This window comes from Streptomyces reniochalinae, from assembly GCF_003323735.1.
Taxonomy (GTDB): Bacteria; Actinomycetota; Actinomycetes; order Streptomycetales; family Streptomycetaceae; genus Streptomyces; species Streptomyces reniochalinae.
This window is the reverse complement of the sequence record NZ_QOIM01000049.1, coordinates 67,625-89,930: the sequence shown is the minus strand read 5'-3', so window position 1 is coordinate 89,930 and position 22,306 is coordinate 67,625. Positions and strand designations below refer to the sequence as shown.

At 68.3% G+C, this 22,306-nt stretch carries 19 protein-coding genes; 14 read left to right on the top strand and 5 right to left on the bottom strand.

From position 1 onward, the window contains the following. Window positions 1–21: 21 nt before the first annotated feature. The 4 genes from DQ392_RS31695 (at window position 22) to ccrA (ending at window position 5,542) form a co-directional block, all read left to right on the top strand. Window positions 22–828 (top strand): enoyl-CoA hydratase/isomerase family protein, encoded by an 807-nt coding sequence (locus DQ392_RS31695; RefSeq protein WP_114019150.1) that lies wholly within the window; start codon window positions 22–24, stop codon window positions 826–828. Then, window positions 825–2,924, top strand: a complete 2,100-nt coding sequence (locus DQ392_RS31690) for an acetate--CoA ligase family protein (protein WP_220182678.1) — start codon at window positions 825–827, stop codon at window positions 2,922–2,924. Before DQ392_RS31695 ends, DQ392_RS31690 begins: the two co-directional genes overlap by 4 nt. A gap of 17 nt (window positions 2,925–2,941) precedes the next feature. After that, window positions 2,942–4,168: an MFS transporter gene (locus DQ392_RS31685; protein WP_220182677.1), complete on the top strand. Its 1,227-nt coding sequence runs from the start codon at window positions 2,942–2,944 to the stop codon at window positions 4,166–4,168. Window positions 4,169–4,273: 105 nt separating this feature from the next. After that, on the top strand, window positions 4,274–5,542 hold the full coding sequence (gene ccrA / locus DQ392_RS31680) for a crotonyl-CoA carboxylase/reductase (RefSeq protein WP_114019149.1): 1,269 nt from the start codon (window positions 4,274–4,276) through the stop codon (window positions 5,540–5,542). A gap of 389 nt (window positions 5,543–5,931) precedes the next feature. Here the strand turns inward: ccrA and DQ392_RS31675 are convergent, their stop codons facing one another. After that, complete coding sequence (locus DQ392_RS31675) at window positions 5,932–6,444, bottom strand: hypothetical protein (protein ID WP_245982216.1); 513 nt, start codon at window positions 6,442–6,444, stop codon at window positions 5,932–5,934. Between the two features lie 535 nt (window positions 6,445–6,979). Here DQ392_RS31675 and DQ392_RS31670 point away from each other — a divergent pair. Then, window positions 6,980–8,101, top strand: coding sequence for an FAD-dependent oxidoreductase (locus DQ392_RS31670; protein ID WP_114019147.1), 1,122 nt, complete (start codon window positions 6,980–6,982; stop codon window positions 8,099–8,101). A gap of 505 nt (window positions 8,102–8,606) precedes the next feature. Beyond that, a complete protein-coding gene (locus tag DQ392_RS31665; RefSeq protein WP_245982214.1) occupies window positions 8,607–9,638 on the top strand; it encodes a hypothetical protein in 1,032 nt (343 codons plus the stop codon). 150 nt (window positions 9,639–9,788) lie between these two features. Here the strand turns inward: DQ392_RS31665 and DQ392_RS31660 are convergent, their stop codons facing one another. Beyond that, a complete protein-coding gene (locus tag DQ392_RS31660; protein WP_245982211.1) occupies window positions 9,789–10,169 on the bottom strand; it encodes a MarR family winged helix-turn-helix transcriptional regulator in 381 nt (126 codons plus the stop codon). Between the two features lie 131 nt (window positions 10,170–10,300). Between DQ392_RS31660 and DQ392_RS31655 the strand changes: the two genes are divergently transcribed. The 3 genes from DQ392_RS31655 to DQ392_RS31645 all read left to right on the top strand — a co-directional run bounded on the left by DQ392_RS31655 (window position 10,301) and on the right by DQ392_RS31645 (window position 13,608). Beyond that, window positions 10,301–11,908, top strand: coding sequence for an FAD-dependent oxidoreductase (locus DQ392_RS31655; protein WP_114019146.1), 1,608 nt, complete (start codon window positions 10,301–10,303; stop codon window positions 11,906–11,908). Continuing rightward, on the top strand, window positions 11,905–12,780 hold the full coding sequence (locus DQ392_RS31650) for a cyclase family protein (RefSeq protein WP_114019145.1): 876 nt from the start codon (window positions 11,905–11,907) through the stop codon (window positions 12,778–12,780). Before DQ392_RS31655 ends, DQ392_RS31650 begins: the two co-directional genes overlap by 4 nt. A gap of 597 nt (window positions 12,781–13,377) precedes the next feature. Next, the gene (locus DQ392_RS31645) at window positions 13,378–13,608 is read left to right on the top strand and encodes a hypothetical protein (RefSeq protein WP_114019144.1); all 231 of its coding nucleotides are present in this window, start codon (window positions 13,378–13,380) and stop codon (window positions 13,606–13,608) included. Here the strand turns inward: DQ392_RS31645 and DQ392_RS31640 are convergent. Beyond that, complete coding sequence (locus DQ392_RS31640; protein ID WP_245982210.1) at window positions 13,571–14,368, bottom strand: serine hydrolase; 798 nt, start codon at window positions 14,366–14,368, stop codon at window positions 13,571–13,573. The two genes, DQ392_RS31645 and DQ392_RS31640, sit on opposite strands and share 38 nt — an antisense overlap. Window positions 14,369–14,983: 615 nt before the next feature. Continuing rightward, a complete protein-coding gene (locus DQ392_RS31635) occupies window positions 14,984–15,277 on the bottom strand; it encodes a PH domain-containing protein (RefSeq protein WP_114019165.1) in 294 nt (97 codons plus the stop codon). 461 nt (window positions 15,278–15,738) lie between these two features. On the opposite strand from DQ392_RS31635, the gene DQ392_RS31630 reads away from it, so the two are divergent. The 4 genes from DQ392_RS31630 (at window position 15,739) to DQ392_RS31615 (ending at window position 19,981) form a co-directional block, all read left to right on the top strand. Further along, window positions 15,739–16,452 carry a sensor domain-containing protein gene (locus DQ392_RS31630; protein ID WP_147266605.1) on the top strand — a complete coding sequence of 238 codons (714 nt, stop codon included), beginning with the start codon at window positions 15,739–15,741 and terminating at the stop codon, window positions 16,450–16,452. Window positions 16,453–17,092: 640 nt separating this feature from the next. After that, a complete protein-coding gene (locus DQ392_RS31625; protein ID WP_114019141.1) occupies window positions 17,093–17,779 on the top strand; it encodes a type 1 glutamine amidotransferase domain-containing protein in 687 nt (228 codons plus the stop codon). Between the two features lie 46 nt (window positions 17,780–17,825). Beyond that, window positions 17,826–18,749, top strand: a complete 924-nt coding sequence (locus DQ392_RS31620) for an NAD-dependent epimerase/dehydratase family protein (RefSeq protein WP_114019140.1) — start codon at window positions 17,826–17,828, stop codon at window positions 18,747–18,749. Window positions 18,750–18,928: 179 nt separating this feature from the next. After that, complete coding sequence (locus tag DQ392_RS31615) at window positions 18,929–19,981, top strand: CehA/McbA family metallohydrolase (RefSeq protein WP_181856652.1); 1,053 nt, start codon at window positions 18,929–18,931, stop codon at window positions 19,979–19,981. An 806-nt stretch (window positions 19,982–20,787) separates the two neighbouring features. Here DQ392_RS31615 and DQ392_RS31600 read toward each other — a convergent pair. Further along, entirely contained in the window at window positions 20,788–21,393 is a 606-nt protein-coding gene (locus tag DQ392_RS31600; RefSeq protein ID WP_114019139.1) for a SigE family RNA polymerase sigma factor, read from the bottom strand. A gap of 424 nt (window positions 21,394–21,817) precedes the next feature. Between DQ392_RS31600 and DQ392_RS31595 the strand changes: the two genes are divergently transcribed. Beyond that, window positions 21,818–22,267, top strand: coding sequence for a hypothetical protein (locus tag DQ392_RS31595; protein WP_245982208.1), 450 nt, complete (start codon window positions 21,818–21,820; stop codon window positions 22,265–22,267). Window positions 22,268–22,306 lie beyond the last annotated feature (39 nt).

The window sequence follows — 22,306 nt, the reverse complement described above, 5'->3', positions numbered from 1 at the left end:
ACGCCAGTCAGGAGTCTTCTCATGGCATCCGGCATCCACGTGTCCGACAAGGATGCAATCCGCATCCTTACCGTCTCCAACCCGAGCAAGCGCAACGCGTTCACCGGGCGCATGACCGCCTCGCTGCTGGCCGAACTCGACCGGGCCGACGCCGACCCTGCCGTGCGCGCGATCGTGGTCACCGGGGCCGACGGCTACTTCTCCTCCGGCCACGACCTCCAGGAAGTCCTGGCCGAGCCCGCCAGCGCCGGCGACCCCGTCGCCAACGCCGCCTTCTCCCGCCCCTCGGAAATCCTCACCCCCGTCATCGGCGCGATCGACGGCCCGGCCTACGCGGCCGGCTTCATCCTCGCCCTCAACTGCGACCTGCGGGTGGCCACCCCCGGCGCCCGGTTCTGCGGCGTGGGCGCCGCGATCGGCCTGGTCCCGGTCGGCGGACAGCTCAGCCGCCTGCTCGACCTCGTCGGCTACCCGATCGCTTACCGCTGGCTGGCCACCGCCGCCCCCTTCACCGCACAGGAGGCCGAACGCCACGGCTTCGTGACAACCCTCCACGACGGCGAGCACGCCCTGGACGGGGCCCTCGAACTCGCCGAGCAGATCGCCAAGGTGTCCCCGGCCGTCGTCGCCGCCCTCAAGGGCGGGCTGTCCCACACCCTGCACCACGGCAGCGACGCGGGCCGCGCGGTGGAGTCCCAGCTGGCCGCCTTGGTCCGCGCGCTGCCCGACGGCGACGAGGGCGTGCGCTCCTTCCTGGAGCGGCGCCCGGCCGTCTACCCCGACCGTCCCACGAACCTGCCCCTCCAGATCGAGAAGGTGCTCGCGTGACCACGACGGACCTGCCCCAGACCGCCGGCCGGCGACTGCGTGAGGACGTCATCCGCGACCTCGCCATCCAGTACGGCATACCGGCCAACCCCGTCGTCTTCGCCGACACCCCCGCAGCGGCCGGCGAGGTCGCCGAGCGTCTGAACAAGCCGCTGGCGATCAAGCTGGTGGCCGACGGCGTGGTCCACAAAAGCAAGGCGGGCGGCGTCCTGCTGGACATCGCCCCCGCAGATGCCGAGGCCGCCGTCAAGCAGCTGTTCGCCGAGCAGCGGGCACGCGACGTCACGCCCCGGGGCGTCACCGTGGAACCCATGGTCGAGGCCGGGCCCGAAGTCGTCGCCGGAGCCCTGCACGACCCAGGCTTCGGTCCCATCGTCATGGTCGGTTCCGGCGGCGTCGACGTCGAAGCCCTCGGTGACGTCGCCTTCGCCCAGGCTCCCCTGGACCGCGACGGCGCCCTGCGCCTGATCGACCGCACCCGCGTCGGCGGCGTCCTGCGCCGCCGCTTCCCTGCCGGATACGCACAGCTCGCAGACCTGCTGGTGCGCGTCGGCGGCGCCGGCGGGCTGCTGCTGTCCGAACCGGTCGACCAGATCGACCTCAACCCCGTCGTCGTCGGCGCCGAGACCCTCGTCGCCGTCGACGCCCGCGCCGTGACCCGCCCGGACGGCATCGACGTCCATCGGCCGCTGCCCGACCCCAAGACCTTGTACCGGCAGCTGAAGCCCGCGATCTATCCCACATCCATGGCGGTCATCGGTGCCTCCGCGCACCCCGACAAGATGGGCCACCGAGCGGTGCGCACCGCGGTGGACCAGGGCTTCACCGGCGCGCTGCACCCGGTGAGCCGCTCCGCCGGCACCATCCTGGGCTACGCGGCCGTCTCCTCGATCGCCGAACTGCCCGAGGGCATCGACCGCGCGGTCGTCGCGCTGCCCGCCGCCGCCGTCCCCCAGGCCCTGGCCGATCTCGCCGACCGGGGGGTGAGGACCGCGCACGTGCTGACCGCCGACACGAGCGACCTCGCGCAGGCCGTGGCCGGCACAAACCTGCGGGTGCTGGGGCCCAACTGCATCGGCCACTACACCCCCTACTCCCGGCTGACGATGATCGGCCAGGACGCGTCCTCCAAAGAAAAGGGCTCCGTCGCGGTCATCTCCCAGTCCGGCACCTACGCAGGCGACGTGGTCCGCCGCGGCAACGAACTCGGCCTGCGCTTCAGCTTCGTCAGCTCGGTGGGCAACTGCCACGACGTCTCCCCCGCCGAACTACTCGCCTTCTGCGAGGCCGACCCGGACACGACCGTTGCCGCGTTCTACCTCGAAGACGACAGCGACGCCCGCGACTTCTTCGCCCTGGCCGCCACGATGACCACCCCCGTCATCCTGTTCAAGGGCGGGCGCAGCGCGGTCGGCGGAGCAGCCGCAGCGTCCCACACCGGAGCCCTGGCCAGTGACCCGCAGCTGCTGCGCGACGCGGCCGCCGACGCCGGCGTGGTCCTCGTCGACAGCTTCGACGAGCTCATGGACACCCTGCTGCTCGCCCAGTTCGCGCCCGAGTTCACCGGGCCGGGCCTGGGTCTGCTGGGCACCGGCGGCGGCGTCGCCGTGGTCGGCGCGGACACCGCTCACGAGAGCGGCCTGGTCATCCCGTCGTTCGCCGAAGCCACCGACCAGGCTCTGGCGCCGTACGACGCGCCAGGCAGCAGCCTGCACAACCCGATCGACATCCCCACCTGGTCGATGGTCGACGACAGCGGCGCCAGCATCATGGGCCGGCTCGTCCAGGCCGTCGCCGCCGACCCGGCCGTCGACTGCATCGTCGCCTACACCGACATGGGCACCGTCTACGACATGAAGCACGGCAGCGACGCCGCCGCGATGCTCACCGACATGGCCCGCGACATCAGCGCCGCTGAACGCGGCCCGGCCCCCGTTGTACTGGTGCTGCGCAGCAGTTACAGCGCCGAGCAGGACACCCTGGTACGCGCTTTGCGCGCCGAGGCCGCCAGTGCCGGTGTCGCGGTGATCGAGTCGGTCGACCGGGCGATCGCCGCACTGGGCCGTGTGCGCCGGCTCAACGCCCGGCGTGGCTGACCCGGGAGCGCTGAGACGTGAATCCCCAGACCGCAAGCACCCCCCGCGACTCCACCCGGCAGACCCGACCGGCCACCGCGCTCACCCTGATCGCCCTGGCCACGTTCTTGTCGATGAGCGTTTGGTTCTCCGCTTCCTTCGTCGTCCCCCAACTGCAGGACCGGTGGGGTCTGAGCAGCGGGCAGAGCTCATTGCTGACGATCGCGGTCCAGCTCGGCTTCGTGGTCGGGGCTCTGGCCCTTGCCGCAACGGGCCTGGCCGATGCCCTGCCGGGCCGGCGCCTGATGTGCCTGGGCGCACTGGCCGCCGCGGTGGTGAACATCGTGCTGCTGTGGGCACCAGGCTTCACGGTCGCCGTCGGGCTGCGGGCTCTGACCGGCGCCTGCCTGGCCGCAGTGTACCCGCCGGCCCTCAAAGAGGTCTCGTCCTGGTTCCGCACCGGGCGCGGCACCGCGCTGGGCGTCATGATCGGGGCGCTCACGCTCGGCTCCGCGATACCCCAACTGGTCAAGGCGACCGGCGGGCTCGAGTGGCGCGTCGTCATCATCGCGACGTCGGTACTCACCGCCGCCGGCGGTCTGTCGACTCTGCTGCTGCGCAGTTCGGGCCCCTACCCGTTCCCCAAGTCCGCCTTCAGCCTGCGGGCGGCGCTGCGGGCCGGCCGCGACCGCCGCGTCGTGCTCGCCAATATCGGCTACGCCGGGCACATGTGGGAGCTGTACGCCATGTGGGCGTGGATCGGAACGTTCCTCGCGAGCCTCCACGGCTTCGCCAACCGGCCCAACGGCGCGCAGCTGGCTGCGCTGGCAGCCTTCGGCTGCATCGGGGTGGGGGCCGCAGGCTGTCTGGTCGGTGGCCGCATCAGCGACCGGTTCGGCCGGGCTCAGTCCGCGCTGATCAGCCTGGCCTGCTCGGGCAGCGCCGTCATCCTGCTCGCGTTCGTTCGCTCCCTGCCGCTGCCGGTCGTCCTGGTCGTGGCCGCCTTCTGGGGATTCTGGGTGATCGCGGACTCCGCCCAGTTCTCCGCGATGGTCACCGAGAGCGTCGACCAGCGCTTCGTCGGGAGCGCCGTCTCCTTGCAGCTCGGAGTCGGCTACGTGACCACGGCGGTCACGATCTACCTCGTGCCCGTCCTGGCCGACGCGTCCTCGTGGACCCCCGCACTCCTGGTCCTCGCGCTGGGCCCCCTCGTCGGCATCGTCGCCCTCATCGGCTACCTCCGCTCCCCCCGTCCATCGGCCTGACACCAACGCGTGCGCCGCCCTGCCCTCGGAAGCGTCACGCAGCCCTCTGCCTCTCGTCCTCTCCGCATCCAACTGTCCCGCCCTCCAGACCCAAGGAGCCCCTCCGTGAGCAGCGAACGGCGATCCGCCGCCACCACCACCGATACATCCGATGTCGGCACCCTTCCGCCGCTGGGCCAGGTGCCGGCCCAGATGCACGCGCAGGTCGTGCGCCCCGACCGCTACGGCGACCCGAGCACCGCCTTCGGGCACGAAGTGGTCCCCACTCCGGCCATCGGCCCCCAGGAGGTCCTCATCGCCGTGATGGCCGCGGGCGTGAACTACAACAATGTGTGGGCCGCGCGCGGTTATCCGGTCGACCAGGTCGGGGCCCGGCAGAAGCGCGGCGAGGCCGAGGACTTCCACATCGGCGGCTCCGACGCGTCCGGCATCGTCTACGCCGTGGGCGACGCGGTCACCGGTGTGTCCGTGGGTGACGAGGTGATCGTGCATCCCGGCGTGTGGGACGCGGACGACCCGTGGGTGACCGCGGGCCGCGACCCGATGATCGCGCCGAGCGCGAAGATCTGGGGCTACGACACCAACTACGGGGCCTTCGGACAGTTCGCCCGCGTCCAGGCCCATCAGGTGCTGCCCAAGGCGGCCCACCTCAGCTGGGCGGAGGCCGCCGCGCCGACGCTGGTCGGCACCACCGCCTACCGGATGCTGCTGGGCTGGCCCGGCAACACGATCGAGGACGGCGACCTCGTCCTCGTCTGGGGCGGCTCCGGCGGGCTCGGCACCCAGGCGACCCAACTGGTCAAAGCCGCCGGCGGCCGCGCCGTCGCCGTCGTCTCCGACGACGCGCGCGGCGAGTACGCCATGAAGTACGGCGCCATCGGCTACATCAACCGCCGGGAATTCGATCACTGGGGCATACCGCCCCTGGTCGACGACAAGGCCGGGCAGAAGGCATGGACCGCGGGCGCCCGCGCGTTCGGCAAGAAGATCTGGGACATCGCCGGCGGCCGCGAGGACCCGGCGATCGTCTTCGAGCACCCCGGCGCAAGCACCATCCCCACCAGCATTTTCGTCTGCCGGCCCGGCGGCATGGTGGTGATCTGCGCCGGGACCACCGGCTTCGACGCCATGGTCGACCTGCGCTACCACTGGACCCGTCAGAAGCGCCTGCAGGGTTCGCACGGCACCAACGATGAGCAGGCCATCGCCTACAACCAGCTGGTCTGCGACGGGAAAATCGACCCGGTGGTCGGGCGGGTCCTGCCGATGGACGACGTCCCCCGCGCGCACGCCGAGATGGGCCGCGGTGAGGAGGTCTTCGGCAACACCGTGAGCCTGCTCGGCGCCGCAACCCCCGAAGAGGGCCGCCGGTAGCCGATAGCAGGCCGGAGCTTGGGGTCCCAGCGGTGGCCGGGCCCCAAGCTCCGAGAGCTCAGTGCCCGTTGCGACGCTCAGGCGGTGAGGCGTGTCACTGGGCTGTAGGTGGCCGGGTGCCTTGTGAAAGGCGGCCGGCAGGTCAGCACCGTTCTCGCCGTGCCGTCGTGCGTGAGCCACTCATCCAGCGCGGCCCGGAACAAGGCGTGGCCGTCGCGACGGTCACGCGGGTCGGCCACGGATACGCGCCGTCGGCCGTCTCGTCCTCGGCCATGCGCTCGCCCGCTGGTCCGACTCAGCCTTCGTCGAACGGCAGGCCGGTACTCCAGCTCAGGCCACCTGGCTGCCGGTCATCGGGAGCACTCGGAAACCCACCGGGCAGGAGGTGCTCAGCGGCCCAGCCGATGCCGGACGTAATCCGGATGGGCCGCACCGACCTCGATGCGGTTCTCGTCGAGGCCGTTGACGATCCGCATACAGCCGTGGGCGAAGACGAACTCCACCGCCACGCTCCCACCCGCCAGGCCATGGCCGGGTGGCCGCCGTTCGAGGAGCGAGACCTCGCACAATTCCTGACCGACGAACGGTTCGAGGCGTTCATCACTATGAGACCACTGGGGCGTGAGCTCGACGCATTGCCAGCCCGTGATGGTTGCCGCGGCGTCGATCGTCTCCCAGCCGATCGAGAGTTCGTCGAACTTCCAGTGGCAGACCTCCAGCTGGACACCGTCGAAGTCCAGTATCACTGGGCAGTCGGCGTACCAGTCCCCGTCCTCGGCGAACCGCACCAGCGCGAACCGCGTCAACCGTCTGCCGGTGAGCGCTGCCAGGCGTGGTCCGTGCGCCTGCCGAATCGTGTCGACCCCGGTCAGGAAGGACGGCTCGAAACCAGAGATCCCCATCTTCACAACACCTGAGTCTCCCGGCCCTCGACCCAGCCGGCCACCACATACTGAGGCACTTGTGTCCGCCTGAACGGTGTGGGGTGATGCAGCGATGCGGTCGATCGGCGGCAGGGTGCCGTCCAGGATCACGAACGCCTGCCGACACGAACTTGACCGCGTGCGGCAAAGCGTCCGGGGCACGCCGCCGACAGACCCGATCGCCAAGCCCTCACGCCGGACTCGTTCTGAAACGATCAGTGGTACTCCAGTTCCGATTCGTGATCTCGGGTGCGCACGCCGCTGAGGCGCTGCCGAGGTTCTGGCCTGCGAGCGCGGTGCGTCGCTGCCTGAACGGCCCCGACTGCTGGGAAGCGGGTCCCGAGGTATAGTCACAACGTCGCGAAAAGCGAACTCCGCGGGTTCACCGCTGGATGTCGCCCGTACATCGATGCAGATGGTTCTGCTCGTTGAGCGTCTCCCTACCGGGCCTGGACATCTCGTCCGCCGGTAAAGACCCTCGCCGGCGTGTGCCGGCGCAACCGAGGAGCGCTGCATGCGGAAGACCATCGCCATCGTCGGAGCGGGACTGGGCGGGCTGACACTCGCCCGAGTGCTGCAAGCTCATGGCGTCGCCGCGACGATTTACGAGGCTGAGGCTTCGGCGACGACCCGTACGCAGGGCGGCCTGCTCGATATCCACGAAGAGACCGGACAGCTCGCGGTTCGCGCAGCCGGTCTGTACGACGAGTTCCTCACGCTCGTCCGCCCGGGCGAGGACGCCAAGCGCGTGGTCGACCGCCACGGCACCATCCTGTCCGACAAGCCCGCGGACCCCGGTTCGGCCCGTCCAGAGGTGGATCGCGGCGAACTCCGGCAACTGCTCATCGACTCGCTGGCGCCCGGGATGATCAAGTGGGGGCACAAGCTCGCTTCGATCCGGCACCGTCCGGAAGGCGGTCACGACCTCACCTTCGCAGACGGTTCCGCCGTGCGTGCCGACATCACCATCGGTGCGGATGGCGCCTGGTCGAAGGTGCGTCCGCTGCTCACGCCCGCCAAGCCGCTCTACAGCGGCACCTGCTTCATCGAGATCGCTCTCAGCGCAGGTGTCCAGGACTGTCAGGCGAGCGTGGCGGCGATCGGCAGCGGCACGCTGATGGCGGTCGCCCCGGGCAAAGGCATCATCGCCCACCGCTACGCCGACGGGCGCGTACGCGGGTACGTGGCGCTGAACAAGCCCGAGGAGTGGATCAGATCGATCGACTCCGGTGACCCGTCCGCGGGCCTCCGCCGGGTCGCCGACGAATTCGACGGCTGGTCGCCCCTGCTCACCGCCTTCGTGACCGAAAGCGACGCAGAGCCGCGGCTGCGGCCCGTCTACGCTCTTCCTGTCGGACTCACATGGAAGAGGGCGCCTGGCGTGACGCTCGTCGGCGACGCCGCGCATCTGATGTCCCCTTTCGCCGGCGAGGGCGCGAACCTCGCCATGTTCGACGGCGCGGACCTGGCGAACGAGTTGGTGGAGCAACCGGACATCGAGTTCGCGCTCGCTGCCTACGAAGAGCGGCTGTTTCCGCGCAGCAGCGCCTCCGCCCGACGTTCGGCACAGAACCTGAAGGTGTTCTTCGGCCAGGAAGCACCGCAGAGCGTAGTCACTCTGTTCGATCGCTTCTGATACCTCAGTGTGCGAGCTTTCGGCCGAGTTGAACCGCAAGCTGGTGCACGCGCCAATCTGCTCGGACTGCTGTCGAAGGCAGAACGGAAGAAATGCCGGTACTCGGCCGAGCAGGCCGGTCAAGCTTCCTCCGGCTGGTTCCCGACCCGGCCGGTACGGGACCGATGAAGCCCGTGGTCAGGACGCGCACCGGTCGGTGGACTCGCTCGGGCCGCCCTGTCCTCGCCAGAAGCGGAGGCGAAGCAGCTTTCGATGTCTGCCGTACTGTGTTGCTCCACTATATTCAGCTTGATGCCTGCCCCTTGTGGCAGTCGCTGGCACCACACGTCGAGCGGACTCTGCCGTGTAGGCGTACAAGCGAGGGCACTCGCGCTGGGTCGTAGGTGCCGTACACCTGATGTCCCGGGCTGGACTTCGGGGACCGGATCCGCAGCAGCAATGACATCGCGGTCGGCCATGAGGGGAAAGTGAGGGCATGTCAGTGAGGTCCAAGAGCCATCGCTCCATGCTGTTGCCCCTCGGAAGCGTGGCGGTCGCTCTGGCCTCGATCGTCATGGCCGTCCTGGTCTGGGCGAACACGGACGCCTTCGGAAAGGATTCATTCTGTCGGGGCGCACTCGGCTCAAAGGAGGTGAACTCTGTTCTCTCCGGACCCGGCAGGCTCTCGGACACAGTGGCCGAGGATGAGGACCCGTACGGTTTCCCCTGTGAGGTGGAGCGCACGCAGAGGATCGGCAACGCGCCGCGCACTGTACTCAGCACTGAGCTGGTTCTCCAGCCGGCCGACTTCGCGCTCACCTCTCGCAACGTTTGGGGGAACCACGCCTCTTACTCCTACTTCGTGGGTGAGCGTGCGGGCGCGGTGTCGCACGAGCGGGGATGGTTGCTCCTTCCCCAGAAGTGCCTCGGTACCGTCCCCGACTCCGTCCGTGGCGACCCGCTGTGGCACGTACAGGTGGACGTCGAAAACGCACGGTCCGGCAAGTCCGAGCTCGCCGCTGTCCTCCTGCGTATCGCTGAGCACGTCACGAAGCAGCTCGGTTGCGATACTACGGAACGATGGCGTTCCGTCCCCTCGGAACTGACGGGCCCGGCGGACGAGGAAGTCCGGCCGACTTTTGAAGACCTCTGCGGCACAAGGGGTTTCAAGCCGCCCGACGCCGTGGAGGGGGTTCGCCTTGCCACGCCCACGAAGGAGCGGTATACGGCCTCGGGCTCCACCACGGGTGCCTGCGAACTCTCCTTTCCGGGCAAGGGGGACCGCCGCCTGACGTTCACCCGGAGCGCGGACCCAACCCTGGTCCATGGCGCGTCGTTGTCCGGAGTCGGACGGGACGCCTTCAAGGCGACCGACCGCCTTCTTGTCCCCTGCGGTAAACAGGAAGTCTATGCCCACGTGCACTCCTCGGACGCCTACGGAGCGGTGCTGGAAGAGCAGACGTCGCCGCAGAAGGAAGCCGCCGTGATGCACGCATGGCTCCGGTCTTACGCCAAAGCCGTCTCGTCGGCACACAGGTGCGGCCCATCGGGGAGCTGAGAAGACGCCGGCTCGCGCAGAAGCTGGAGCGGCGGCCCACTCGCCCAACGAGGCCGTCGCCTGCCACAGTCCCGAGCAGCGGGAACTTGGTGGTGGGCTCCGGGAGTCCTTCGGGGGTTGATCATGCGCCCGCGGGAGACCGCCGGTGCTTCACTGTGGCCACGCTCGCGTCAGGCTGTTGCGCAGCTCCGCCAGTGCCGCGGGCCCCAGCTGGCTGCCGAGAACTTGTTCCAGTTCGTGAAGAATCCCCAATGCGATGTCACGACGCCGGCACCCCGCGTCGGTCAGGCTGATGAGGGTACTGCGCGGGAATCCTGGCCCCGGCGCACTGGTGAGCAGACCTTCGCTGAGAAGTTGTGTGACAGCGCGATGCATCGTCTGGCGGGTGACGCCGGCGCGGCGCGCCAGTTCAGCGACGCTCAGCGACGTCTCGCGGTCCAGGTGTGCGAGCACGGTCGCGTGCGCCGGCGTGATGGGGTCCACACCTGCCGCTTTCATGCGTTCCAGCAGCTCGTCGGAGAACCACCGCACACCTCGTTGCAAGAGGTGGAGCAGTGGCAGGTTCGCGTCCGAGTGGTCTCCAGCTCCCACTGCTTGCAGTCCTCTCGCTCACGAGATACGTTCCTGTGTCAGCTTAGCTGACACGGGAGGGTTTGCTTGCCATGACAGACTATGACGCGGATGTCCTGGTCGTGGGGGCCGGCCCGGTCGGACTCACAGCAGCACTGCAACTGGCCCGGTGGGGTCTTTCCGTTCGCTTGGTGGATGCCGCGTCGGGGCCGGCCACGACCAGCCGCGCGCTGGGTACTCACGCACGCAGCCTGGAAATCTACGACCAGCTCGGGATTCTCGGCGAGATCGCCCCGCACGGAACGCGGGTCAACGCGTTCATCCGTCACCACGCCGACCGCTCGACCCGGTTGAACTTCGATTTCGGCGACCTGGTGACCCGGTTTCCGTACATGTTCAACATCGACCAGGTCATCACCGAACGCGTACTTCGCGGATGCGTCGCCTCGGCGGGCGTCGAAGTGGAGTGGAACACCAGGCTGGCGTCCTTCCAGCACGACGAGGACACGGTGACGGCCGTATTGTGCAGCGGTGACGGTTCCGGGGCAGGACAGGAGACCGTGCGTGCCCGATACCTCTGGGGCTGCGATGGCGGACACTCGACCGTCCGCAAGACCCTCCGGCTCCCGCTGGCAGGCGAAGCCGCCCACACCTGGCTGATCGCCGACGCGATCGTGCGCACCGACCTGGCACGAGACGGCGTGCACTGGCTGTTCCCTGCCGGCGGCGCGCTGATGCTCTTTCCGTTCCCGGACCCGGGCAAGTGGCGGCTGCTGGACACGACCGGCGACGGGGAGGCCGAACATCCCGCACAGATCGCCCGGCAGTTCAGCAGCAAGCTGTCGCAGGTGCTCGGACGCGACACCCTCGTGGATCGCCCCAGCTGGGTGTCGAAATTCGCCATTCAGCAGCGCGCGGTACCCGCGATGCACGTCGGGCGATGCTTCGTGTCGGGTGACGCAGCCCATGTCCACTCACCCGCATCAGGGCAGGGCCTCAACACCGGCATCCAGGACGCGTACAACCTGGCGTGGAAGCTGGCCATGGTCCTGCACGGCCACGCCGACGCCGCACTGCTCGACACCTACGACGCCGAGCGCGTTCCCATCGGCCAGGCCCTGCTCGCCTCCACCGGAGAAGTCATGAACACGGCCATGATCGACACCACCACCAGCGACGCCCAGGATGCCGATCGCGGCTTCATGCGCCAGCTCATCCGGAACATGTCGGGACTGAGCATCGCCTACCCTGACAGCCCGCTGACCGTGTCCGACTGCACATCCGGGAAAGGTCCACGGCCTGGCCAGCGGCTCAGTCAGATCTCCGCCGCCGATGCGCAATCACCCGGCTGGACGGCACTGCGCGAGCTGCTCAGGACCTCAGCCTGGCACCTCCTCATCTTCCCGCGCAGCGAGCACGCCCCCGGGCGGGAACAGACCACCGAAGTGACCACGTCGCTACCGGCCTGGCTGGACAAGGTGACCATCAGCCGGAGCCGGCTGGACCCGGACCAGGACGACCACGGTGTGTGGGACTCCGACGGCCGGGTCCAGGACACGCTGGCCGCGACCGACGGGGACTGGCTCCTGGTACGCCCCGACGGCTATCTCAGCGCTCGCGGCACCGGGGACACCGCCCTCCGCGCTGCCGTGAACCGGTTGACCACGTACCTGGCGACGCGGAACGGAGCGAGGAAATGACCGCGACGAAACCCCCCACCAACTGGGGGCGGTGGGGCGACCACGACCAGCTGGGCACCCTGAACCTGATCGACGCGGCAGCGAAGCGCCGAGCCGCGGCCGAGGTAGGCGACGCGCACCACGTCAGCCTGGCCCGCCGCACCGAACCGGTGCCCCTCGCGACCGGACTCGGGCCCGTCGGCAGCCCGGCCATCATGCCGGCCGGCGTCCTGCAAGCCGTGAACTTCAACGGCGCGAAGCCCCAGGCGATGACGGACAGCCTCCTCGTCAACACGCACAACGCCGCCCTGACCCATCTCGACGCCGTCGCCCACATGCCCGTCGACGAGCACGTCTACCCCGGCGTACCGGTGCACGCGGCCGTGACACCGACCGGCGTGACGCACGGCTCGGCGGATCCGTTCGGTGAGGGGATCGTGACCCGCGCAGTGCTCCTGGACCTGGCCCCCGGAGGTGGCAGCCTGCCCGCTGACCGGCGCATCGGGGGTACTGACCTCGACGCCGCCCTGGAACGGGCCGGCACCGCACTGTCTCCCGGAGACGCTGTCGCGGTGCGCGGCGGATGGAACATCAATCAGGCGTTCGACCAGCCCGTGTCCGGCCTGGACCTCACCGCCGTGCAGTGGTTGAGGGAGCAGGAGGTGAGCGTCTACGTCGGCGATATCGGCGACGCCCGCCCCGCTCGGCTCCCCCTGCCTCTGCACCAGGTCGCCCTCGCACGGCTCGGCCTACCACTGGTCGACGCCGCCGACCTCGAAGCACTCGCCCAGCACTGTGAGGCGTCGAGCTCCTGGAGTTTCATGCTAATCCTGGCGCCGCCGCGCATCACCGGCACCACCGGGCTCGTCGTGAATCCGATCGCCGTCTTCTGACCCGACAGGCGGCGTGCTCGTGCTCGCGGCACGACAACGGCGCGCGGTGCTTACGCGCTTCGGGGGAACAGCGAGGGTCAGGATCCCGCTCCCGGCGTTCTCGGGGTTCTTTTTGGCGCCGGTTGCTGCGCCGAGCCATGGGACAAGGTAGGCGAGAGAGGGGACCTCGGCATTCCCGGCGTGGACGGCCGTGAGATCGGACGGAGCAGAATCCGCCTGCGCGAGCAGGTAGGCGAGTACCCGGGGCTGGTGCGAACCCGGATCGTGTCGGCGAGCAGGTGGTCGAGGCACTCGATGCGGGGCGGTTCCTGATCCCGACCCACGGCGACTTCGAGCCGATCGTCGCTGAGTTGCACCGCGAGATCGAGCAGGCCCTGCGGGACACGGACGACCGGCACGGCCCCCCGACCCCTCGGCGCTGACGATCCTCGGCGGCGTTGACCCGGCGGGCAAGATCCTGCGGCGGGAGGCGACCCACTGATCTTGTGGTCGGGCACCGGCCACGGTACCGGACCCGCGCACCTGAGATGTTGCGACCGCTGCTCCGCCCTTTGTACTTGTGAGCCGCGTCAAAGTGGCGTCTGAGAAAGGAAAAACATGTCAGTGAATCCTCCGCGCCTCCCGTTCGACCCAGAACTCGAGGCCGTACTCGCGGCGCTGGCTGACCAGTTCCCCTCCAGCATGACCGCCGAGATGATCCCGCTGCTGCGTGAGTCCGACGTGCGGACGATGACGGACGAGCAGCTTGCTGCCAGTGACCTCACCAGGCGCGACGTCACGATCCCGGGGTTCAGGGGAGACGCAGGGTGTTGGATGACGGGGAGTTGAGGTCCTTGTGGACCGCACGGGCGACGTTCTCGATGTTGTCGACGCCCTCGTCCATCGTCTTGTTGTCCTGCGAGAGCACGGAGATCGTGTAGTCGTGGCCGGCGCCCGTGAACGCGCCGAGGCTGTGTACACGCCAACCGTTCGAGGCCCGTTCCAGCCAGCCGTTCTTCACGTGCACCTCGGCGTCGTCCGGCGCGCCCGCTGGGGTGCCCCAACGCTGGGAGGGGATGACGTCGCCGGTGAGCTTGAGGATGTAGGCACGGGAGTCGTCGCTGAGCACCGGGTTCGCGTGCGTCACCAGTCGCAGGAGTTTTTCCTCGTCGTTGGCGTTGACCTGGGTGAGTCCCCAGGCCAGGTCAGGGTCGAGGGTGGTGTTGGTCATGCCCGCGGCCTGGAGGAATCCGTTGATCTTGTCCGGTCCGAGCTGCTTCCACAGCGTGGTGGTGGCGTCGTTGTCGGACTTCGTGATCATGGCGGTGGCGAGCTTCTTCTCCTCCGCCGTCAGGGTACGGCCGTCCTTTTGCGCGTCCCAGAGCAGCGTGGAGAGGACAGTCACCTTCACCGTACTGGCGGAGTCGTACTCGTGGTCCGCATCCACGGTGCAGGTGGTGTTCGTGGTGCGGTCGTGGAGGCTGACCGACGTCGTGTTGTCGGAGCCGTCCAGCGCCGAGTTGATGTCCTCGGTCAGCTGCTCGGCGAGTTCCGGACTGTCCGAGGTGCAGACCGCGGCCTGTGGCGTGGCCGCGTGGGCCGACCCCACCGAGGCGACCGTCGGTATGAGGACCCCCGCGGCAAGCACTGCCTTGGAAGCCAGGGCGTTGCGGGAGGTCTTGGTTATTCGTCGGTGCCGACCCATAATGCGCTGTCCGTTCTCGATGGTGCATTTCGTCACACGGGCGCCGACGCTCGGTACAGAGGCTCCGCGTTCTTGCTCCCATGCTCCTGCCCCGTACGACGAATCCATGGCGGGAGAGGTTCAAAAGTGTGTCGAGTCACACAGACCGGGGTGCGGTCGACAATGCCTGCGACGAAGTTGCTGAGGCCGCTGCGGTCTGTGGCCTGTTCGGCGGCGAAGCCTACGGCCTGGCGCGGACCGGTCGCCGATCCAGGGGTTGCCGGCCTCGCCGCGGGGTGACGACCGACCGCTGCGTGACCCGAGCGTCCTCCAGCTGCGGCTGATGGTGATCCGGTCGTAGAGCGCCTTCTCCTTGCGCGGCAGGTTGGGCGTGATCCACGACTGCCTCGACATACTCCCAGCCGTCGGGTGCCGCCCGTCCGCGTGCAGATCGCTCTCCGATGACCGTCGAAACGACTTCACTCGGTGGGCGCGCGCTGCTTCTCCAGCGTGGCCTTCGCTTTGGGCAGTGTCCGGGAATCATGCCATAGGGTCGAGGGTCCGAAGGTCGTAGAGGTAGGAGCGGTCGTCTTTGAAGCTGCGCCAGACGGTGGCTGGGGGTTCGGGTTCGTCAGCGTGACTATTGAGGGGATGTGCGGTGACGAGGCCGTCAGCGATCTCGCAGTGCCAGCCGTCGGTCAGCGACCAGACACACCGCACGTTCCCGTCAGCTCGGCGGTAGGCAGGACGGCCGTTGTGCTCACCGTCGTGCTCGAAGTGGTAGCTGAGCTCGTCCACGTGGCGCACGAAGGCGAAGGGTGTGAGTGCCGTCATACCTTCGGCGCTGTATGGGACGACGCTGCTGGCGGCCACACCCGAGAGCGAGTACGCCCGGAAGGTCCGGCGGAGTTCGACCGGGCAGTTCCTGGCCTGGGGGCCGGCACCGCCGTACTCGTCGGCGCCATACACATCCGACGGCGGCCCCACCGAAGCCGCCCGGCCGCGGAGCCACAGCAGGACCGCCACAGAGGAAACACCGCAGTGGCGCGAGGCGGTCACTGTGCGCCGGCTTTCGCGCATCGGGCGGACTCGGCATGTTCGGCACCGGCAAGGCCGGTTCGAGCCGAGCGGCTCCGTTCCCGAGTGACCCGTCAGGTCAGTTCCGGGGCACGCGGGAGGCGAAGCGAAGCCAGGTATGGGCGCGCCGCCCCACTGGGGGGTGCCCGCGTTGGGGCGCCCAATCGGTATTTTACTGATCTACTCTGCGTAGGCCGACACACGACAATGGGGGGCTGATGAGAGCTGTGGTGCGCCGTGCCGTGGCGGCGGCGGGAGCGGTTGGGGTCCTGATAGGCGTGCTGGGGGCGTGCTCCTCCGGGGCGGATTCGGCGCCGCCCGCGAAGAGTCAGGAGACTCGGCGGCAGACGGAGCCGCTGTCACGGGCCGGGCTGAAGAAGATGCTGCTGGCCAAGAGCGAGCTTCCTGAAACGCTCGCAGCGCGCTACACGCAGATCTGGCCCACGACGACGGTCGGAAAGAGACTCAAGGCGTCGGAGTCGCGGTGTCAACCGCTCGCTGACGCAATACGGCCAGGCAGCACGGGCCATATCAGTGCCAAGACGAGCCAGCGTTTCGTGGAGACACCCGAGGAATTCGTCACGATGGACCTCGTTTCCTACTCCTCGGTGAAGGAAGCGTCCGCTGTGATGGACAGGTTGGAGTCCGCCGTCCCCGCATGCCCATCGCCCCTTCGCATCGGTGAGAACTCTGAGGACAGCGACCCATACCGAGGCGCGAGGAAGAAGACCGTCACAGGCCAGGGAGACCAGACGGTCTCCTACTACCTGCGGAAAGTCTCCTACGCCGACCACCACGAGTCCCCAGAGCTCTTCGTGCACATCCGCGTCGGCAACGTGATCGCCACCTTCAAACGCTACGCGTCCTACAAAGACAACGTCATCCCGCCAGCCTTGATACGAGCCCAGACACACAAGATCCAAACCACTTGACCGCTCCCCCACGCTGGCGGCCTCGACAATCCTCGGCATGCCCGGCCCCCGCCGACAGCACTCGCGCACGCCAGCGTCCCCGCCGGACGAGGGCCATCGCTTCCGAGAGCACCGTGTCGGAGGTGCACCGCGGCTCTGGACGCCGGCCCTGTCTCCGCTTGCGATGGGCCGCCAGCCGCCGAGGGAGGTCAGGACAGCAGGCCTGCTTCGTGTGCGCTCAGGGCGGCTGAGTGGCGACGAGCCAGCTCGGCCCACGGTACGGCCGGTGCGCCGCCCACCAGCTGCCTCCACGCGTGGCTCTCCTTCCGAGCACAGGCCAGGACCAGGGCACGGCGCAGGCCGGGAGGCGGACCAGTCACGCATCGAGCGGCTGGAGGCAGAGAACGCACAGCTCAGGCGGGCATCGCTTCTCAATCTGGAGGTACCCGATCCGGATACGGCCTTGGCGCAACTCAAGCGGTGGTGTCTGTATGCCGATCAGGTACAGAGCGGGGTACCCGTACGCGGTTCGCTGCTCTGCAAGGACCCACACGGTAACTGGATCACGCTGCTGGACAGTGCGGTGGCCTGACCCAGTGGGTGGAGCAGCCGAGTAGGCGGCCATCTTCCCACCCGCCCTCCAGCCCAGAATTGAGGGACCATGAGCGCGCGCATCCTGATCGTCGTCACCAACGTCGACCACTACGAGGCCGACCCCTCGCACCCGACCGGGCTCTGGCTGTCAGAGCTGACGCACGCCTACGACATCTTTGAGAAGCACGGCTTGGAGCAGAAGATCGTGAGCCCTGCGGGCGGGAAGTCGCCGCTGGAGCCTCGGTCGTTGCGGTTCCCCAACTACGACAAGTCCGCCAAGTCCTGGCAAGGCGACCCGACTCGGATGGCGCTGCTCGATGACACGGCCGGCCCCGAAGAGATCGACTCGGCCGACTACGACGCGATCTACTTCACCGGCGGCCACGCGGTGATGTTCGACTTCCCCGGTAGCGAGGGCCTCCAACGGATCACCCGTGAGATCTTCGAGCACGGTGGTGTCGTCGGTGCGGTCTGCCACGGCTACTGCGGCCTGCTCGACACCACCCTCTCCGACGGAAGCTACCTCGTCGCCGGCCGCAGCCTCACCGGGTTCTCCTGGCGGGAAGAAGTCCTCGCCGGCGTCGACAAACTCGTGCCCTTCAACGTGGAAGAGCGGATAAAGGAGCGCGGCGCGCGCTACTCGAAGGCGCTACTGCCCTTCGTGTCCAACGCCGTCGTCGACGGCAGGATCGTCACGGGCCAGAACCCCGGATCGGCCAAGGAAACCGCGACCAAGGTCGCCGCGCTGCTCTGACAGCCCAGGCGGCTGCACCTCATCCCGACCCGAAGGGCAGCACCACATGCAGACCGTGCTCGGATCAGGCGGCCAGATCGCCGAAGAGCTCACCCGCGAACTGCACCGGAACTTCACCCATGACATCCACCTGGTGAGCAGGAAGCCCAGCAAGGTGCACGAGACCGACCAGCTCGTGCCCGCCGATCTCATGGATGCCGAGGCCACCGATGCGGCGGTGGCGGGAAGCGGCATCGTCTACCTCACCGTCGGGCTGCCGATGGACTCCGCACTGTGGGAGCGGCGGTTCCCGGCCATGATGGCGAACACGATCGCCGCCTGCCAGAAGCACGGCAGCAAACTCGTCTTCTTCGACAACACCTACATGTACCCGCGGACCTCGACACGCCAGACCGAGGACACCGCGTTCGAGCCGGTCGGTCGCAAGGCAACTGTGCGTGCGCGGATCGCTACGATGCTGCTGACCGAGATGGGCGCGGGCACGATCGACGCGGTGATCTGCCGAGCCCCCGAGTTCTACGGCCCCGGCAAGACCCAAAGCCTGACCAACGCGGCCGTCTTCAACCGCATCAAACACGGCAAGCGGCCAGTAGTGCCGCTGAACGCCCACACCCGGCGTAGCCTGATCTGGGCCCCGGACGCCAGCCGGGCCATGGCCCGCATCGGAAACACGCCGGACGCCTACGGGCAGACCTGGCATCTGCCGATCGACCCGGACCGCCTCACCTACCAAGGCATGATCGACATTGCCTCACAGATCACCGGGAAGAAGATCCACTACTCCACAGTCCCCGGATGGGCGTTCAAGATCGGCGGGCTCATCAATCCGGCGGCCAAGGAAGTACAAGAACTGCTGCCGCGCTACCGGCAGGACAACTTCTTCGACTCATCGAAGTTCACGACACGATTCCGCGACTTCCAGTTCACGAGCTACCGGGAAGGCATCATCCAGATCCTCAAAGGCGAGTGACGACGCGCCGCCACCGCCCACGCCGCTGCCGACGGGCCCGATCCTGCAAGACGGGTTGCACTACCAGGACAACGGCACCCGGAGCGGCATCGACACGCGCATCGCGTCGGCCCAGTCCTCGGCCGTTTCGGAATGAGATCTGGCTTTGGCCTCCCGACTGAGATGGTGCTCAATTGACGATGGAACGGGTCGCCCTGCCGGCGCGTTGGCTCGGCAGGACTTTTTTTGGGGGGCAGAGAATCTTGTCGAGTTACACCTTCCCGCCGGTGCGGGCGGTCGGACGCGGGGCGGCCTGGTACCGCGGGGACTGCCATGTCCACTCCGTCCACTCGGACGGGGAACTCACCCCCGAAGAATTGACCGTTCAGGCGCGCGCCGCAGGACTCGACTTCATTGCGACGACGGAGCACAACTCGGCCGCGTCCCCGGGCGCATGGGGACACCTGGCCGCCGATGACTTCTTGATCCTTCTCGGTGAGGAAGTGACCACGAAGACCGGACACTGGCTCGCGCTCGGCATCAGTCCCGGCGAGATCGTCGACTGGAACCACCAAGTCGGGGACGGGCTGATCGACCATTGCCTGAACCAGGTCCACCGGGCAGGGGGCCTCTGCGTTGCCGCGCACCCGCACGCGCCCTACCCGTCGGGGGACTTCATGTTCTCGCTCAGGGGCTTCGACGTGGTGGAGGTGTGGAATGGACTGTGGACTTCGCACCAACCCTGGAATGCTGACAACGAGGCGGCTCTGGCGGAGTGGGGGCGGAGCCTCGCATCGGACATCCACACGGGCTCGTGGCGGCCGGCGATGGGCAACAGCGACACCCACGTGGAGGGGCAGATCGGCATTCCTCACACCGTGGTCTTCGCCGAGGAGCTGAGCGCCGGGGCGGTCCTGGCCGGAATCCGTGCCGGCCGCAGTTGGATCGCCGAGTCGGCGGATCTGGACGTGTCTCTCGTCGCCAATGCCGGAGGTCGCGTCGCCGGGGTGGGAGAACGCCTCGCGACTCATGGTCGGCAGGTGGAAGTGCAGGCAGCAGTACGAGGTGTGCCGGTGGGGACCGTTAGCTTCCACACCGATCGAGGGAAGGTTCACCGGGCGTCTCTCCCCGGTGACGAGGCGGGCGTGGTGCGGTGGGGCACGACGGCGGGGAACTCGGCGTTCGTCCGTATCGAGGTCCGCCGTCCCGATGGGCACGTCGCCGCACTCACCAATCCGATCATCCTCAACTGACCATCTGCTTCATCGTGAGGTGCGCAGACGACGGACCCAGATGAGGTTGCAGAGCAGTTCGAGCAAGCCCCTGATGGAGGTCGGCGCGCCGTTCACAGCGGATTCGGAGCGTTTGAACAGGTGCAGCCATGCGAAGGCCCATTCCACCAGCGCCCAAAGGGGGCCCGTCGAGTCGGTCCGTCAGATGACCTCCTTCTCCTCGGTGACCATCACGGCCACTGAGCCCATGTCGATGAAGCCTGCTTCGTCGGGGTTGACCAGCGTCCGGTAGTTGTCGGAGGCGAAAAAGGCGTCGTGGTCCTCCCAGTCCCCGAACCGGATTTACGTCAGGCCGTCATAGGCCCGGGGCGGGTAGTTCTCGGCGGGAACCGGGCGCGACACGGCGTATTTGCGCACGTAGCGCTCCGCCTCCGGGATGGAGGTGAACAGCGGGCGCGTGCCGATTCCGATGGAAGGCGCAGAGCAGGGACAGCCGCAGCCCTGGCCGCGGCCGCGGCCGCTCTACGGTGTGGCAGGTCCAGGTGGCTCCTCCGACGGGGAGGGGGAAGGCGAAGGTGACGAGCTCTGGCTCGGGCCGGCGGGTGAAGGAGTGTCGGCGGGGGGTGAGGGTTCGTCCTGAGAAAGGAGCCGTGGCACCACGAGGAGAGCCGTCACCAATGCTGCGGCCAGAAGGACTACCGCGGCCCTGCGCACTCCGGGCCGGACGACCATTCGTGCGCGGGCCGACGGCGGGAAGGCCGGGCGGAGGGCGGTGATTTGAGTGGCACGGGCGTGCAGGGCGGCGCGAAGGCGGTCCTCGACGGGTGTCATGGCGTCTCCTTCAGTCTTCTGGCCAGAGCCGTCAGTGCCCGGCTCGCTGTGGACTTCACTGCACCCCGGGACAGACCCAAGGTCGCTGCGATGTCCGCTTCCGACATGTTCGACCAGTACCTGAGGACGAGGACCTCCCGCTGGCGCACGGTGAGCAGTCTCAGTGCTCGCAGCACTTCCTGGTGTTCTTCCTTGAGGAGGATCTCTTCTTCCGGTGGCGGCGCGGGGAGAAGGCGTGGGGGGATGTAGGCGCGCACGGTGCGCCTCCTGCGCAGTACGTCCCTGGAGGCGTTGATCACGCTGCGCCGCACGTAGGCTTCGGGGTCGGCGATGTTGTCGAGCGTGTTGCCGTGACGTCGGTAGAGAGCTGCGAAGGCTTCCTGGACGACGTCCTCGGCTGTGGGGATGTCGTCGACGAGGAGGGCGGCCAGGCGCACGAGGTCGAGCCTGCGGTGGCGGTACAGCATGTCGATTTCTTCCGACGCCGTGCCGAACTGTCGGCCCTCGGGGTCCGTTCCTTTTTGCTCCTCGGAGAGGCGGGCCAGGAGCCAGCGCCACCAACCGCGCGGGACAGCACCCCCACAGGTGGAAACGGCAGCCATCAGCGCCTTTCCTCCGCAGGCGGGGCGGTGTCCGCCTGACGCCGGGTGTGTCGGCCCCTACCCGGCCCGGGGCGCCACGGGGACGTCGGATTGCTTCCGCGGATGGCTGTCCGGCGGGGTATTTCTGGCATACACCTCATCCTGTTGCGTAAACGGAGCGGTTCATGGCGCTTGCGGGAGTGCCCTCTACCGGAAAGGACGTGCGGGGCGCCGACAGGTTGCAGTTCACCACGCGGCGCGGGCGCGCGATCTTGCACGTGCGGCGTGGCCTGCCTCTATCCCGTTTCTGAACATCGAGCGTCGCGGCCTGCAACCTCGGGCAGGCCCGCACGTCTGTCAGGGCGTAGGGGATGTTCCGCCCTGGTGCGGAGGTGCGTGTCCAGGCCGGACACGTCGCTGTCGGATGTGAGACCTGAGGAAGACTGTGCTGAAAGTCGGAGCTGTCGCCGCCGCGCTGGTGTGCCTGGGCCCGCTGTCGGGCTGTGCGGGCCCTGTCGGCGGGTCCGGGCGTGACACCACGGAAGCGGGGGCTGCGACGTCCACCACGCCGACGCCCTCCGGGGCGCGGAGCAGTGCCCCTGCGGCACCGCCGGATCATGAGCCGGTCTCGTACAAGCAGGGCTCTCCCGACCGCACGGTGCGCACGGCGCGCGGGTATCTCGTCAACACGTACGTGCCCAAGGACTCGCGGAGCAAGGCCACCACGCTGACGACCAGCGACGGGGCGCACCTGTCGGCGCCGGTCATGGGGGGGGGGACGGACCCGACGGCGTTCTGCTGGACGCTTCTCGTGGTCTCGCCCGGTGGCGTGCAGGGCGCGGTGGAGAAGCAGGTCCGCGAAGTCCACGCGGCCTCCGTCGCCCGCAAGAAGTAACTGGTGATCGACACGAGCGGTTTCCACGGAACGGACATG

Excerpts from the sequence above, each read along its gene's own strand:
- DQ392_RS31695 (WP_114019150.1), top strand. The coding sequence starts at position 22 with ATGGCATCCGGCATCCACGTGTCCGACAAGGATGCAATCCGCATCCTT.
- DQ392_RS31675 (WP_245982216.1), bottom strand. The coding sequence starts at position 6,444 with ATGGGGATCTCTGGTTTCGAGCCGTCCTTCCTGACCGGGGTCGACACG.
- DQ392_RS31670 (WP_114019147.1), top strand. The coding sequence starts at position 6,980 with ATGCGGAAGACCATCGCCATCGTCGGAGCGGGACTGGGCGGGCTGACA.
- DQ392_RS31665 (WP_245982214.1), top strand. The coding sequence starts at position 8,607 with ATGCTGTTGCCCCTCGGAAGCGTGGCGGTCGCTCTGGCCTCGATCGTC.
- DQ392_RS31655 (WP_114019146.1), top strand. The coding sequence starts at position 10,301 with ATGACAGACTATGACGCGGATGTCCTGGTCGTGGGGGCCGGCCCGGTC.
- DQ392_RS31650 (WP_114019145.1), top strand. The coding sequence starts at position 11,905 with ATGACCGCGACGAAACCCCCCACCAACTGGGGGCGGTGGGGCGACCAC.
- DQ392_RS31645 (WP_114019144.1), top strand. The coding sequence starts at position 13,378 with ATGTCAGTGAATCCTCCGCGCCTCCCGTTCGACCCAGAACTCGAGGCC.
- DQ392_RS31635 (WP_114019165.1), bottom strand. The coding sequence starts at position 15,277 with ATGACGGCACTCACACCCTTCGCCTTCGTGCGCCACGTGGACGAGCTC.
- DQ392_RS31630 (WP_147266605.1), top strand. The coding sequence starts at position 15,739 with ATGAGAGCTGTGGTGCGCCGTGCCGTGGCGGCGGCGGGAGCGGTTGGG.
- DQ392_RS31625 (WP_114019141.1), top strand. The coding sequence starts at position 17,093 with ATGAGCGCGCGCATCCTGATCGTCGTCACCAACGTCGACCACTACGAG.
- DQ392_RS31620 (WP_114019140.1), top strand. The coding sequence starts at position 17,826 with ATGCAGACCGTGCTCGGATCAGGCGGCCAGATCGCCGAAGAGCTCACC.
- DQ392_RS31615 (WP_181856652.1), top strand. The coding sequence starts at position 18,929 with ATGGAACGGGTCGCCCTGCCGGCGCGTTGGCTCGGCAGGACTTTTTTT.
- DQ392_RS31600 (WP_114019139.1), bottom strand. The coding sequence starts at position 21,393 with ATGGCTGCCGTTTCCACCTGTGGGGGTGCTGTCCCGCGCGGTTGGTGG.